This window comes from Lentzea fradiae, assembly GCF_900100955.1.
GTDB lineage: Bacteria > Actinomycetota > Actinomycetes > Mycobacteriales > Pseudonocardiaceae > Lentzea > Lentzea fradiae.
The window spans coordinates 86,443-100,599 of record NZ_FNCC01000013.1; the positions used below are offsets into that span (position 1 = coordinate 86,443).

The 14,157-nt window shown below is 69.8% G+C and carries 12 protein-coding genes; 6 read left to right on the top strand and 6 right to left on the bottom strand.

Going from position 1 to position 14,157, the window contains the following annotated elements:
• The first annotated feature begins 145 nt into the window (after window positions 1-145).
• Both BLT23_RS28845 and BLT23_RS28850 read left to right on the top strand, forming a co-directional pair.
• Window positions 146-730, top strand: a complete 585-nt coding sequence (locus BLT23_RS28845; protein WP_090054483.1) for a DNA-binding protein — start codon at window positions 146-148, stop codon at window positions 728-730.
• Window positions 731-757: 27 nt separating this feature from the next.
• Entirely contained in the window at window positions 758-1,414 is a 657-nt protein-coding gene (locus BLT23_RS28850) for an RES family NAD+ phosphorylase (RefSeq protein ID WP_090054485.1), read from the top strand.
• Window positions 1,415-1,445: 31 nt separating this feature from the next.
• On the opposite strand, the gene BLT23_RS28855 is transcribed toward BLT23_RS28850, so the two are convergent.
• A complete protein-coding gene (locus tag BLT23_RS28855) occupies window positions 1,446-3,308 on the bottom strand; it encodes a S9 family peptidase (protein ID WP_090054487.1) in 1,863 nt (620 codons plus the stop codon).
• Window positions 3,309-3,397: 89 nt separating this feature from the next.
• On the opposite strand from BLT23_RS28855, the gene BLT23_RS28860 reads away from it, so the two are divergent.
• Window positions 3,398-4,606, top strand: a complete 1,209-nt coding sequence (locus tag BLT23_RS28860; protein WP_090054489.1) for a metal-dependent hydrolase family protein — start codon at window positions 3,398-3,400, stop codon at window positions 4,604-4,606.
• Window positions 4,607-4,675: 69 nt separating this feature from the next.
• Here BLT23_RS28860 and BLT23_RS28865 read toward each other — a convergent pair whose 3' ends face one another.
• On the bottom strand, window positions 4,676-5,686 hold the full coding sequence (locus BLT23_RS28865; protein WP_090054491.1) for a TerC family protein: 1,011 nt from the start codon (window positions 5,684-5,686) through the stop codon (window positions 4,676-4,678).
• Between the two features lie 359 nt (window positions 5,687-6,045).
• Between BLT23_RS28865 and BLT23_RS28870 the strand changes: the two genes are divergently transcribed.
• Genes BLT23_RS28870 through BLT23_RS28880 form a run of 3 tightly spaced genes read left to right on the top strand, consistent with a single transcriptional unit; the run spans window position 6,046 to window position 9,993 of the window.
• Complete coding sequence (locus BLT23_RS28870; protein WP_090054493.1) at window positions 6,046-8,889, top strand: alpha/beta fold hydrolase; 2,844 nt, start codon at window positions 6,046-6,048, stop codon at window positions 8,887-8,889.
• Window positions 8,882-9,070, top strand: a complete 189-nt coding sequence (locus BLT23_RS28875) for a hypothetical protein (protein ID WP_090054495.1) — start codon at window positions 8,882-8,884, stop codon at window positions 9,068-9,070. Before BLT23_RS28870 ends, BLT23_RS28875 begins: the two co-directional genes overlap by 8 nt.
• Window positions 9,067-9,993 (top strand): ABC transporter permease, encoded by a 927-nt coding sequence (locus BLT23_RS28880; protein ID WP_090054497.1) that lies wholly within the window; start codon window positions 9,067-9,069, stop codon window positions 9,991-9,993. The genes BLT23_RS28875 and BLT23_RS28880 overlap by 4 nt, the downstream gene beginning before the upstream one ends.
• A gap of 39 nt (window positions 9,994-10,032) precedes the next feature.
• Here the strand turns inward: BLT23_RS28880 and BLT23_RS28885 are convergent, their stop codons facing one another.
• The 4 genes from BLT23_RS28885 to uvrB form a co-directional block, all read right to left on the bottom strand.
• Window positions 10,033-10,425 carry a VOC family protein gene (locus tag BLT23_RS28885; protein ID WP_090054499.1) on the bottom strand — a complete coding sequence of 131 codons (393 nt, stop codon included), beginning with the start codon at window positions 10,423-10,425 and terminating at the stop codon, window positions 10,033-10,035.
• A gap of 119 nt (window positions 10,426-10,544) precedes the next feature.
• Complete coding sequence (locus BLT23_RS28890; protein ID WP_090054501.1) at window positions 10,545-10,892, bottom strand: MmcQ/YjbR family DNA-binding protein; 348 nt, start codon at window positions 10,890-10,892, stop codon at window positions 10,545-10,547.
• 7 nt (window positions 10,893-10,899) lie between these two features.
• Window positions 10,900-11,370 carry a MarR family winged helix-turn-helix transcriptional regulator gene (locus BLT23_RS28895; protein ID WP_090054503.1) on the bottom strand — a complete coding sequence of 157 codons (471 nt, stop codon included), beginning with the start codon at window positions 11,368-11,370 and terminating at the stop codon, window positions 10,900-10,902.
• Window positions 11,371-11,993: 623 nt separating this feature from the next.
• Window positions 11,994-14,156, bottom strand: coding sequence for an excinuclease ABC subunit UvrB (uvrB, locus tag BLT23_RS28900; protein ID WP_090054505.1), 2,163 nt, complete (start codon window positions 14,154-14,156; stop codon window positions 11,994-11,996).
• Between the last annotated feature and the right edge of the window lies 1 nt (window position 14,157).

The window sequence follows — 14,157 nt, forward strand, 5'->3', positions numbered from 1 at the left end:
ATCGATGCGCCTGCTGAGGCCCACGTCACCGTTGCACGGCGGGAAATCTCACGTAGCGTCGTGGAGTGGGTGCGCAAAGTGGAACTTTCGTCCTTGCCCCGTTCGTAGGGCGCACAAATGCGCACGCACGGGATATTCTGTGCGCATGAGTCCCGCACTGGAGACGGTGCTGGCCAAGGCCGGCCTGCAGGTGAGCCCCGACGAGTTCCTCGACCTCGTGACCGACGCGGCACGACGGCTCGCTCCACCACACCCGGAACCGGCCACGTACTTCACGCCCGACCAGCAGTCGGCGCTGCGGGACGTCGGTCTCGACCTGTCCCCCGCCGGCCCCGGCGACTCGAAGCCCCGCACCCGCACCGTCGTGGCCCACGCGGTCCTGCGCGACTCGGCGCTGACCGTGAACGAGGCCGCGCGCCAGCTCCAGGTCGACACGAGCCGCATCCGCCACCGCCTCGGCGTCGGCAGGCTCGTCGGCTGGAAGGACAGGGGCAGCTGGCGGCTGCCCGCCTGGCAGTTCGCGGGCAACGGCGTGCTGCCGGGGCTGGAGGCCGTGCTGGCCGCGATCCCGTCCGACCAACCGGCGCTGGTGGTCGCCGCGTTCATGACGAAGCTGCAGGAGGACCTGCTGGTCGACGGCAAGCCCGCCACGCCCCGCGACTGGCTCCTCGCCGGAGGAGACCCGTGCCGCGTGGCAGACCTGGCCTCCGTGCTCGGCACACCCGCCTGAGCGTTCCCGAACACCGACAGGACCCGAATGTCACGGCTTCCACAGCCGCCTGCCCCTGCCGTGCTCCAAGCGCAGCTGCGCCGCACCGAGGACGTGGTGGCGGTGCACCGGGCGACCCGCCTGGTGCGCGTCTTCACGGCCAAGGGCTCCCACCCGCAGCGCTGGAACACGTTCCGCTACACGGGCCCGCTTCCGCACGCCCGCTTCGACGCGCAGCAACCGGCCGACGACGGCAGCCCGGTCCAGGACCACCAGAACGGTGTCCTGTACTTCGGCCTGTCCGTGCGCACGTCGATCGCCGAGGTCTTCCAGGCCACGTCGATCGTCGACCGCCGCACCCGGTCGCCGTTCATCGTGGTGCTGCGCCCGCGCCGCACGCTGCGGCTGCTGGACCTGGGCGGCCTGTGGCCGACTCGCGTCGGCGCGTCGCAGGAGATCTCGACCGGGCCGAAGCTCGTGACGCAGGCGTGGTCGCGGGCGATCCGCGCGGCCTACCCGGAACTGGACGGGCTCTGGTACCGGTCGTCGATGGACTCCGGCGACCCGGCCATCTGCCTGTGGGACCCGCCGGGGGCGTCCGGGCTGCCGGCGGCGCCGGACGTGCTGCTGCCGCTGGACCACCCCGGGCTGGACCTGCCGCTGGCGCGCGTGTGCGAGGAGCTCAACTACACGTTGCTGGGCTGAGCTGACGCGGGCGTCAGCTCAGCCGGGGCCGTCACGCCTTGAGGTAGCGGTCCCACCACTGAAGCACCGCGTCGAAGCGCTGCTTGCGGTGCCGCGGCTGACCGGAGCGCGTCAGCTCGTGCCCCTCGCCGGGGAAGAGCAGCAGCTCCGTCTCGACGCCGCGCCGCTTCAGCGCCACGAACATGCGCTGCGCCTGCTCGACCGGGCAGCGCCAGTCGTGCTCGGAGTGGACGACCGCGAACGGCAGGGTGATCTTCTCGGCGTAGGTGAGCGGCGACATCGCGCGCTGGGCCTCGGGGTCCGTGCCGCAGTAGGCGTCGGCGAAGAAGTAGCCGATGTCCGACGAGCCGGTGAACGAGTCCCAGGCGTTGACGGCGCGCTCGCTCCAGGCCGCCTTGAACCGCTCGCCGTGGTGGGCGGACAGCCAGGACGTCATGAAGCCGCCGTACGAGCCGCCCATCACGCCGACGCGCTCGGCGTCGCAGTCGGGCCTGGCCAGCGCGACGTCGAGGAGGGACAGCACGTCGTCGACGTCCACCGTGCCGAACTTGCCGACGACCGCCTGGCCGTGGGCCTGGCCGTAGCCCGCGGAACCGCGCGGGTTCGGCAGCACGACGGCGTAGCCCGCGGTGGCGTAGACCTGGGCCTCGTCGAAGAAGGCCCAGCTGTGGTACATGAACGGTCCACCGTGGACGGCGAGCACGACCGGGTGCGGGCCGTCGCCGTCGGGCAGCACGAGCCAGCCGTGCACCGGGTAGCCGTCGGAGGCCGAGCCGGTCAGCTCGACGACGCGGCGGGTCGACTCCAGCGACGGGAACGCCGTGCGCACACCGGTTCCGACGAGCTCGACCTGACCGGGGCTGTCCGGGGTGGACACGACCGCGACCACTGTGGACCCGTCGGTGGCGAACGAGCGGACCGCGGCCTCGGTGCCCGCGAGCACCTCGCCGGGACCGCCGTCGAACGGGATGCGCCGCAGCTCCAAGGCGCCGCGGTTGCGCACGACCAGCAGGACCCCGGACGCGTCGGCGACCGGCGCGCCGGAGAGCCGTTCGACGTCCACGGTCTCTTCGTCGGTGAGCCGGGTGGCGCCGCTGCCGTCCAGGGCCGCGCGCCACAGGCCGTGGTTGCGCGCCACGGCGTTGTTCCCGGTGAACTCGGTGCCCAGCCAGTACAGCGACGACTGCGCGACGAACGGCATGGAGACCTCGCCCGCGCCCGTCACCAGCAGCGACGGCGAGCCGCCTGCCACGGGGACGGTGTAGAGGTCGGAGTGCAGCGTCTCGACGGCGCCGAGGTCGCGGGGCGCCACGAACACGAGCGTCGCGTCGTCGAGCCAGGCCGGGTCGGAGACGTCGAACGAGCCGTCGGTGACCTCGGTGACCTCGCCGTCCAGGTCGACGACGTGCAGGCGCGGGCGGCGGTCGCCGAGGAAGCCGACGTCGTCGACGCGGTAGTCCAGGCGCGTGATGCGGCGCGGTGCCTCCGCCTCGGGAGCCTCGTCGGTGGTGCCGTAGCGGCCGTGCTCGGGCACACGGGCCACGAAGGCGATCCGCGACGAGTCCGGCGACCACACCGGTGCCCCGGCGCCGAGCGGCAGATCGGTCAGCTGACGGGGTTCACCGCCGTCCACCGGGGCGACGTACAGCTGTGGTTTCGACTTTCCGTGCACGCGCAAGAACGCGACGTGACGACCGTCCGGAGAAATTCGCTGTGCATTGTCGCGATCACCGTGTGTCCACGGTTGCGTCGTTCCGTCCGGGAACACCCGGTGCAGACCGCCCCGGTAGGTGTTCTTGTCGAGGTCGGGCGTGGTGATGCTGACCAGCACCAAGTCCCCGGACACGGCCACCGTGCCGGGAGTGGTGAGCAGCTGCAGGTCTTCAGGGCGCACGGCCAGGACGCTAACAGAAGTTGTTAGCAAGGCTTAGAGTTATTTGTTGACCGATCACAAAAACTGACTTTCGGCATAGATTTCCGCGTATGACGCGCATCGTGTTCTCTGGGGGCAGGGTCTTCACCGGCCACACGACCGAGCCCGGCGACGTGGTGGTCGAGGGCGACCGCATCGTCGACGTCGGCACCGGGCTCGACGGCGACACCGTGGTCGACGCGACCGGCCACACGATCCTGCCGGGGCTGTTCGACTGCCACGTGCACTTCATGTTCAGCGGCGCCGACCTGGTGCGAACGCTGACCACGCCGTTCTCGCTGCCGTTCTACGAGGCGATCGGCAACATGCGGGAGACCCTGCGGTGCGGCATCACCACGGTCCGCGACGCGCTCGGCGCCGACCTGGGCGTGGCGGAGGCCGTGCGGCGCGGCCTGGTCGCCGGACCGCGCATGCAGATCGCCGTGAACATGGTCTCGCAGACCGGCGGCCACAACGACGACTGGATGCAGTGCGGCGCGCACATCTCGCCGCCGCTGCACCCCGGCCTGCCGGACACGGTCGCCGACGGGCCCGAGGAGCTCCGGAAGGTCGTGCGCACGCTGGTGCGGCACGGCGCCGACGTCATCAAGATCGCGTCGAGCGGCGGCGTGATGTCCCCGCGCAGCAACCCCCGGCACGCGCACTTCCGCGACGAGGAGATCGCGATGATCGTGCAGGAGGCCGCCGCCGCGGGCATCGCGGTCATGTCGCACGCGATGAGCGGTGACGGCATCCTCACGGCCGTGCGCAACGGCGTGCGCTCCATCGAGCACGGCGTGTTCCTCACCGACGAGGGCGTCGAGGAGATGATCAAGCACGGCACGTGGCTCGTCCCGACCCTGATGGCCCCGCGCATGGTGCTCGACCAGGCAGCGGCGGGCGCGGCGATCTCCGACGTCGTCCTGGAGAAGGCGAAGACCGTCGTCGCGCAGCACTTCCAGTCGTTCCAGAAGGCCCACCAGGCCGGTGTGAAGATCGCGATGGGCACCGACTCCGGCGTCGGCCCGCACGGCGACAACCTGACCGAGCTCACGCTGATGACCGAGTACGGCATGTCGCCCGCCGAGGCGATCCAGGCGACCACCAGGTCGGCCGCCGAGCTGCTGCGCCTGGAGGACGACCTCGGCGAGGTCGCGCAGGGCAAGCTCGCCGACCTGGTCCTGGTGGAGGGCGACGCCGAGCAGCACGTGAAGGCCGGAACCCTCAAGCAGGCCATCCGCGCCGTCTACCAAAACGGCACCCCGCTCGTCCAGCTCTGATTCGCACGCGGGGGCCCTTCGTACTATCACGTAGTACGAAGGGCCCCCGCGTGCAGAGAAGTTCAGCCGTCAGTGGTGGGCGTCGGTGTCGGAGCCGACGTGGATCGCGGCCTCCGGGTGGCGCCGCACCTTGATCAGGCTCGCGATGGTCGTGATGGCCAGCACGCCGACGATGACCGACAGCGAGACCTCGATGCCGATGGTCGGCACGTGGAACGGCTCGCCGCCGTTGATGAAGCTGAGCGTGTTGGTGTGCAGCGCCTCGAGGATCAGCTTCACGCCGATGAACCCGAGGATCACCGACAGGCCGATCGAGAGGTACACGAGCTTCGACAGCAGGCCGCCGAGCAGGAAGTACAGCTGGCGCAGGCCCATCAGCGCGAACGCGTTGGCCGTGAACACCAGGAACGGCTCCTTGGTGAGGCCGAAGATCGCGGGGATCGAGTCGAGCGCGAAGAGCAGGTCGGTGGAGCCGATCGCGACCATCACGATGAACATCGGGGTCACGTAGCGCTTGCCGTCGATCTTGATGAACGACTTGGCGCCCTGGAAGTCGTCGGTCACCGGGAAGACCTTGCGCACCATGCGGAGCATCAGGTTCTCCTTGAACTCCTCCTCCTCGTCGTGGTTCTCCCGCGCCAGCTGCCAGCCGGTGTAGATGAGGAACCCGCCGAAGATGAAGAAGACCCAGCTGAACTGGCTGATGAGCGCCGCGCCGGCCGCGATGAAGATGCCGCGCATGACGAGGGCGAGCAGGATGCCGATCAGCAGCACCTTGTGCTGGTGGATCGCGGGCACCTTGAACGTCGTCATGATGATCAAGAAGATGAAGAGGTTGTCGACGCTCAGCGAGTACTCGGTGATGTACCCCGCGAAGAACTCCGTGGCGTACTGCCCGCCGGAGTAGAACCAGAGGCCGAGTCCGAAGAGTCCCGCGATCGCGACGTAGAAGACCACCCAGCGCGCGGCTTCGCCGATCGTCACCTCATGGGGCTTGCGGTCGACGATCACGAGGTCGACTGCCAGAAGGACGAGCAGCCCACCGATCGTCGCGATCCACAACCATGCGGGGACGTTCACAATCCAACCTCCGGGATTCTCAGCGCACGCCAAATGAACCCGGAGGTCTCCTCCGCCGCCGAGATGATCTCTCGAACGACCGACGGCACCGGAAGCTCCACGCCGAGCTCCGTACTGACGACACCGCCGCTTAGGGAGTACTCCCCTCCATGCTGCGTCCAACATTGTGCTCCACGAGTGCCACCCGGCGCCACACAGGGTGACTCGACCCACGCGGAGTGCTGCTCCGGGAATACCCAGCGTGTCGTTCGGGTATGAACAACGCCCTACCTGAAGGGCGCCTGAAGATCCATTCAAGCTGAGACCGCCACCGGATCCCGGCAGGTCGCTCTCAGCGAAACTCGCATATCGTTCACGCTGTGTCCCGCCTCTCCCGCCTTCGCGGCAGGTGGACGATCCCCGCATTGATCGTGGTACTCGCCCTTGTCGCAGGCGGCGTGTACTTCACTCGATCCGGGGACGACCCCGTGGCCGTTCCCTTCAAAGAAGCGAACATCGACGCACCGGAGAGCCCTGACAGCGCTCAGACGGTGTCGATCGAGACCCGCCTCTACCTCCCCCAGCAGACGCCCGCGCCCGCGATCATGCTCGCGCACGGCTTCGGCGGCAGTCTCCGCAGCGTGCACACGCAGGCGGAGGAGTTCGCCCGCCGCGGCTTCGTCGTCCTGACGTGGTCCGCGCGCGGCTTCGGCCGCAGCACGGGCCAGATCGCGCTCAACTCGCTCGACCGCGAGGTCCGCGACGCGCAGAAGCTGCTCGACTTCCTCGGCACCCGTGACGAGGTGCAGAAGGACAGCGGCGGTGACCCGCGCGTCGGCGTGACCGGCGCGTCGTACGGCGGTGCGCTGTCGTTGCTGCTCGCCGGTGTCGACAAGCGCGTCGACACGCTCGTCCCGGTCATCACCTACAACGACCTGGCGCAGGCGCTGCTGCCGAACTCGGCCCTCGCGACGCCGCGCTCGGACGCCACCCCCGCCGCCACCGCGTTCGCCGAGGACGGCGTCTTCAAGCGGTCGTGGGCGGGCATCTTCTTCTCCGCGGGCATGACGTCGATCGACCTGTCGTCCCCCACCGGTGACGCGCCCGAGTCCGGTCAGCGCGAGCCCAGCCAGAACAGCGTCCAGCAGCCCCAGCAGCCCGGCGGCAACTCCGGCGCCCAGGGCCTGCAGCCGCCGACGCCGTCGCTGGGCGCCTGCGGCCGGTTCACGCCCGAGGTGTGCGCCGCGTACACCGAGGTCGCCACGACGGGCCGCGCCTCGCAGCAGACGCTCGACCTGCTGCGCAGGTCGTCGCCGGTCGCCGTGACCGACCAGATCAAGCAGCCGGCGATGCTGGTGCAGGGCGAGCAGGACACCCTGTTCGGCCTCGACCAGTCCGACGCCACCGCGCGCCAGATCGCCGCGGCCGGCGGCCAGGTCAAGATGGTCTGGTACGCGGGCGGCCACGACGGCGGCAACCCCGGCACCGCCCTGCGCGGCGAGATCGCCGACTGGATGGCGTTCCACCTCAAGGACGAGGGCACCGACCCCGGCACCGGCTTCGAGTACACGGTGCAGGGCGCGTTCCGGTCGAGCGGCCAGCCGTCGCTGCGCACCGTCGTCGCGCCCTCCTACCCCGGCCTGGCCGGGGGGACGGCCACCGAGCGCAAGACGCTGAAGCTCACCGGTCCCGAGCAGATCGCGGTGAACCCGGCGGGCGGCAACCCGGCGGGCATCAGCAACCTGCCCGGCCTCGGCTCGGTCCTGTCGCGCTCGGCCGCCATCGCGTCGAGGCTCTCGCTCGACATGCCCGGCCAGGCGGCCGTGTTCACCTCGGAGGAGCTGACCTCCCAGCTGCTGCTGACCGGGTCGTCGACGGTGAAGCTGCGGGTCGCGCGCGGTGACGAGAGCTCGGGCGAGGCGGTCCTGTTCGCCAAGCTCTACGACGTCTCCTCGGACGGCACCCGCACGCTGCCCGGCTCGATCGTCGCCCCGTTCCGCGTGGCGCTGCCGCCCGACGGCTCCGCCGCCGAGGTGACCGTGACGCTGCCCGGCGCGGTGCGCCCCGTCGAGTCCGAGCACAAGCTGGCGCTGGTCGTGTCGACGACGGACCAGGCGTTCGCGAACGCCGAGCAGCCCGCCGCGTACCGCATCTCGCTGGCCTCCGACGAGATCTCGGTGCCAGTGGTGCCCGGCCGCAACGTGACGGAGGGCTTCCCGACGGGCGCCCTGTGGGGCATCGCCATCACGCTGCTCGCGCTGCTCGGCGCCGGTGTGGTCGCGCTGTTCCGCCGCCGCATGGAGCACGACTCCGACCCGGACCTCGCCGGCGTGCCGCTGGTCATCTCGAACCTGACCAAGTCCTACCCCGGCGGCCTGACCGCCGTGAACGACCTGTCGTTCCGGGTGGAGCACGGCCAGGTCCTGGGTCTGCTCGGCCCCAACGGCGCGGGCAAGACCACGACCCTGCGCATGGTGATGGGCCTGATTCACCCGTCAGAGGGACACATCCGGGTCTTCGGCCACAAGGTGACGCCGGGCGCGCCCGTGCTGTCGCGCATCGGCTCGTTCGTCGAGGGCTCCGGCTTCCTGCCGCACCTCTCCGGCGCGGCGAACCTCAGGCTCTACTGGGCCGCCACCGGCCGCCCGGTCGAGGAAGCGCACGTCGAGGAGGCGCTGGAGATCGCCGGTCTCGGCGACGCCGTGCACCGCCGCGTGCGCACCTACAGCCAGGGCATGCGCCAGCGGCTCGCGATCGCCCAGGCGATGCTCGGTCTGCCGGACCTGCTCATCCTGGACGAGCCGGCCAACGGGCTCGACCCGCCCCAGATCCACCAGATGCGCGACGTGCTGCGCCGCTACGCGGCGGCAGGCCGCACGGTCGTGGTGTCGTCGCACCTGCTGGCCGAGGTCGAGCAGACCTGTTCGCACGTGGTCGTGATGCACAAGGGCCAGCTCGTCGCAGCGGGCGAGGTGGCCGACATCGCGGCGGGCGGCGGCGAGGCGACGTTCCGCGTCGACTCCCCGTCCAAGGCGGCCGACGTCCTGCGGGGCCTCGAAGGCGTGCAGGAAGTGCACGAGGACGAGGACGCCGTGCACGCGGCGCTGAACGGCGTCCCGCGCGCCACCGCCGTCTCCGCCCTGGTGGCGGCGGGCGTGTCGGTGGACCAGGCGGGCCCGCGCCGCAGGCTGGAAGACGCGTTCCTGGAGCTGGTCGGTGAATGACTTCCTGAAGGCAGCGGCGTCCGCCACGGCGGACGCCCCGGACCCCACCGCGATCGAGGCCCTGACCGAGGCGGGCCTCGACGTGGCGGACGAGATCGCGGAGCCGGCACCGGTCATCAAGACGGTGCTGACCGCCAACCCGAACCGCACCAAGGCACCCCGGCAGGAGGTGGACCGGTGAACGAGCACGACGTCCACACCGATCCCGGCGCGATCACCGACCTGACCGACGCCGCCGCCCGCCGGCGCACCGAGGTGGCGCCGGACGGCTCGGCGGCCGGCTACAAGGCGCGCCGCACCCTCCCGATCCGCGTCGAGCTGCAACGGCAGATCCGCCGCCGCAGGACCCAGCTCGTGCTGGGCTTCCTGGTGCTGCTGCCGTTCATCCTGGCGCTGAGCTTCGAGATCGGCCAGTCCGACCCGAACCGCCGCACCGGCGGCTTCGTGGACCTCGCGACCGCGAGCGGCATCAACTTCGTGGTGCTGACGCTGTTCGTGAGCAGCAGCTTCCTGCTGCCGATGATCGTGGCGCTGTTCTTCGGCGACACGATCGCGTCCGAGGCGTCCTGGTCGAGCCTCAAGTACCTGCTGGCCGCCCCGATCCCGCGCCACCGCCTGCTGAGGCAGAAGGCGATCTCGTCGGGCATCCTGAGCTTCTTCGCGCTGGCCCTGCTGCCGGCGGTGGCCCTGGGCGTCGGCGTCGCCTGGTACGGCGCGGGCGAGGTCGTGAGCCCGACGGGCGAAGCGGCCCCGTTCGCCGACGGCGTGCTCGGCATGGCGCTGGCCGTCTGCTACATCGCCATCAACCTGTTCTGGGTGGCGGGCCTGGCGCTGTTCCTGTCCGTGACCACCGACGCACCCCTGGGCGCGGTCGGCGGCACGGTGCTGGTGTCGATCCTGTCGCAGATCCTCGACCAGATCGAACCGCTCGGCGACCTGCGCAACTACCTGCCGAGCCACTACGCGATGGCGTGGGCCGACCTGCTGTCGACCGACATCGACTGGTCGGAGATGACCCGCGGAACGTTCTCCGCGCTCGTCTACGGCGGCATCTTCACCCTGCTCGCGGCAAGCCGCTTCAAGACCAAGGACGTCACGAGCTGACAGGCCGCGGGCCCGGCGAGTCCGGGCCCGCGGCACCGCTCACTGGACGCAGAACTCGTTCCCCTCGGGGTCGAGCAGCACGACCCAGTGCCCCTTGCCGTCCTCGACCTCGCGCACCTTGGTGGCCCCGAGCGAGACGAGCCGGTCAACCGCCTCCAGCCCGGCGTTCACGTCGAGGTGGAGGCGGTTCTTCGCCGTCTTGCCCTCCGGAACGCGCTGGAAGAAGACCCGAGGCCCGTTCCCCTCCGGATCGATGATCGCCGAGTAGTCGTTGACCGACTCGAACGGGATGCCGTTCTTGACGGCGAAGTCCTCCCACGACTCGAAACCGGGAGGCGGCGGCTGCACCACGTACCCGAGCGCCTCCGCCCAGAAGGCAGCCAGCTTCCCGGGGTCGGCCGCGTCCATCGTCACCTGAAATCCGATCGCCATGCGGCAACCGTAAAGACCAATGCGGACAACCACTGTCCGGAGAGCACCACGCATGCCCTTTGCTCGCGCAGGGCTTCACGACCGCGGCACGGTGACCCACGACCGGCCGTCACCCGCCGTCAGGCAGGCCGCCTCCGCTTGGGCAACCGCGCCACGACGGCCTCGTAGGAGGAGTCGACCAGCTCCAGCAGGTCGTCGTCCGGCACGGCTCCCTTGAGCGAGACCGTGTTCCACCCGTACCGCCCGACGTATCCGCTGATCGTCACGTCATCGGGAAACCGCTCGCGCCAGGGCGCGGCAGCCTCGGCGTCGGCACCGCACTTCAGCCCGACGGTGTGCGCGTCGAGCCCGACGAAGGCGAACGCCTTGCCACCCACCTTGCACACCAGCTCGGCGTCACCCCACGGGTACGTCTCCTCCGCTCCGGGCTTGGCGGCGCAGTAGGCGATCAACTCGTCCAGTGTCACAACAGGATTATCGCCCGCCGAACACGGCCACGAAACGAGTGAGCAAGTCGGCGAACACAGCCCGCTCCTCATCCGTCCAGTCCGCCATCGCGGTGGCACAGGCGGCCTGCCGAGCCCGATGCAGCTCAGCCGACGTGGCCCGCCCCCGAGCCGTCCGCACGAGCAACACCCGCCGCCCGTCCGCCTTGTCAGCGACCCGCGACAGCAACCCGGCGTCCACGGCACTGGTGACCAGCTTGCTGGCCCGAGGCTGGTCGACGTGCAGCGCCGAAGCCACGCTCGAGACTGTCGCCTGCACCCCCGCACGCTCCGCACTCTCCACAACGTCCAACACGTCAAATGCCGGAACAGCAAGCTCCGCAAGCGCTCGACGTGACTGACTGCGCCGCACAGCGATCAGCGCCTGCTCCACCGCGGCAAGGTGGGAGTCCACATCCACCCAGCGATCATGGCCGTCCTGCGCCGTGACGAAAGGCATCAGCCCACATCTCACCCCAGAGGGGGATTTACGGGCGCCCAAACATGGGCGTTCCACCAAAAAAGCTACGCGCCGCACACGTCGAACTCACAGTGAGCGACAGACAAAACGAGACATGACACAAAGGACACACTCTGAGTCAACCTCGCCCGACACCGACGGCACAGGGGACGACCGGATGGACACAGGCGCGGGAGGCCCATGTGAGACGACCGAGCAAGCACCTCGAGCAGACCGCACGGATCGGGCACAGGTCAGCGCAACTCGGGCACGAAGTGTCCGATTGAGCCGGACACGCCACAGACGCCAGCCGACGTAAGTAGGCGCCACCCCGGCAACGCCCGCCCAAGCGACGGCGAAGCCGAGTCCCAGCGATGGCGCAGCCGAGCAGTCCCGGGCAAGGCGAGGCGCGGTGGTGGCTCTCCCGTCCAGCGCGGCAAGGGCCGAGCCGTGCTGGACGGGAGAGCCACCACCCACAAACGCAACCACCAGCACAACAGCAAGCCGCCCAACACCAACAGACGTGCCATCTGCCTACTCAGAGCGCTGGCCCCGGCTCCTTCGGGAGTGCCGGGGGCGAGGGTGCGAAGCCCTCAGGGTGCATGGGGCGAAGCCCTCCGCCCTCACCGAACCCCAGCGGCGTCCATCCCCCGAAGCTCCTTCTTCAGATCCTGGATCTCGTCCCGCAACCGAGCGGCCAGCTCGAACTGCAGGTCCCGAGCAGCGTTCATCATCTGATCAGTCAACGACTGCACCAGATCCGCCAGCTCCGACCGAGCCATCCCAGCCCGCTCATGAGCGGCCACCACCCCGGAAGACCGGCCACCCTCACCGGTGGCCCGCTTCCCCCGAGACTGGTTCCGCCCAGACCCGCCGACAGGAACCTCGTCCTCGGCCTCGGAGTACACCGCCTCCAAGATGTCGGTGATCTTCTTGCGCAACGGCTGCGGATCGATGCCCCGCTCACGGTTGTAAGCGACCTGCTTCTCCCGCCGCCGGTTCGTCTCGTCGATCGCGTGCCGCATCGAGTCCGTGATCTTGTCCGCGTACATGTGGACCTCACCGGACACGTTGCGAGCGGCACGGCCGATCGTCTGGACGAGCGACGTCCCGGACCGCAGGAAGCCCTCCTTGTCCGCGTCGAGGATCGCCACCAGCGACACCTCGGGGAGGTCGAGGCCCTCCCGCAGCAGGTTGATGCCGATCAGCACGTCGAACTCGCCGAGCCGCAGCTGGCGCAGCAGCTCGACGCGGCGCAGCGTGTCGACCTCGGAGTGCAGGTAGCGGACCCGGATGCCCAGTTCGAGCAGGTAGTCCGTGAGGTCCTCGGCCATCTTCTTGGTCAGTGTGGTGACCAGGACGCGTTCGTCGCGCTCGGCCCGTTCGCGGATCGAGTGCACCAGGTCGTCGATCTGGCCCTCGGTCGGCTTCACGACCACCTCGGGGTCGACCAGGCCGGTGGGGCGGATGACCTGCTCGACGAACTCGCCGCCGGACTGGCCCAGCTCGTACGGGCCGGGGGTCGCGGACAGGTAGACGACCTGGCCGATGCGGTCGGCGAACTCCTCCCACGTCAGCGGGCGGTTGTCGAGCGCCGACGGGAGGCGGAAGCCGTGCTCGACGAGGTTGCGCTTGCGGGACGCGTCGCCCTCGTACATGCCGCCGATCTGCGGCACCGTCACGTGCGACTCGTCGATGACCATCAGGAAGTCGTCGGGGAAGTAGTCGAGCAGCGTGGCCGGTGCGGTGCCGGGGGCGCGGCCGTCGATGTGGCGGGAGTAGTTCTCGATGCCGTTGCAGAAGCCGACCTGGCGCATCATCTCGATGTCGTAGGACGTGCGCATGCGCAGGCGCTGGGCCTCCAGCAGCTTGCCCTGGCGCTCCATCTGCGCGAGCGTCGTCTCCAGCTCCGCCTCGATGTCGCGGATGGCGCGTTCCATCCGCTCCGGGCCGGCCACGTAGTGCGTCGCCGGGAAGATGCGGAGGTCGTTGACCTCGCGCACCACGTCGCCCGTCAGCGGGTGCAGGTAGTAGAGCTTGTCGATCTCGTCGCCGAAGAACTCGACGCGGATCGCCAGCTCCTCGTAGGACGGGATGATCTCGACCGTGTCGCCGCGCACGCGGAACGAGCCGCGGGTGAACGACATGTCGTTGCGGGTGTACTGGACGTCGACCAGGAGGCGCAGGAACGCGTCGCGGTCGACCTCCACGCCCACCTCGAGCGGGATCGAGCGGTCGAGGTACGACTGGGGCGTGCCGAGGCCGTAGATGCACGACACCGACGCGACCACGATGACGTCGCGCCGGGTCAGCAGCGACATGGTGGCCGAGTGGCGCAGGCGCTCGACGTCCTCGTTGATCGAGGAGTCCTTCTCGATGTACGTGTCCGTCTGCGGGATGTACGCCTCTGGCTGGTAGTAGTCGTAGTAGCTGACGAAGTACTCCACCGCGTTGTGCGGGAAGAGCTCCTTCAGCTCGTTCGCCAGCTGCGCCGCGAGCGTCTTGTTCGGCGCCATGACGAGCGTCGGCCGTTGCAGCTTCTCGACCAGCCACGCCGTGGTCGCGGACTTGCCCGTACCGGTGGCGCCCAGCAGCACCACGTCGCGCTCGCCCGCGCGCACCCTGCGCTCCAGCTCGGCGATCGCCGCCGGCTGGTCACCGGCCGGCTGGTACTCGCTGACCACGCGGAACTGCCCGTCGGTGCGCACGATGTCGCCGACGGGACGGTGCTCGGAGTGCGCCTTGACGGTGCTCTCCTCTGACGGGAGCTCGGTTGCGAATGCCACG

Bases quoted from the DNA above. Each gene is read 5' to 3' on its own strand.
- BLT23_RS28850 (WP_090054485.1), top strand. From the start codon at position 758: ATGTCACGGCTTCCACAGCCGCCTGCCCCTGCCGTGCTCCAAGCGCAG.
- BLT23_RS28885 (WP_090054499.1), bottom strand. From the start codon at position 10,425: ATGGCGATCGGATTTCAGGTGACGATGGACGCGGCCGACCCCGGGAAG.
- BLT23_RS28860 (WP_090054489.1), top strand. From the start codon at position 3,398: ATGACGCGCATCGTGTTCTCTGGGGGCAGGGTCTTCACCGGCCACACG.
- BLT23_RS28895 (WP_090054503.1), bottom strand. From the start codon at position 11,370: ATGCCTTTCGTCACGGCGCAGGACGGCCATGATCGCTGGGTGGATGTG.
- BLT23_RS28845 (WP_090054483.1), top strand. From the start codon at position 146: ATGAGTCCCGCACTGGAGACGGTGCTGGCCAAGGCCGGCCTGCAGGTG.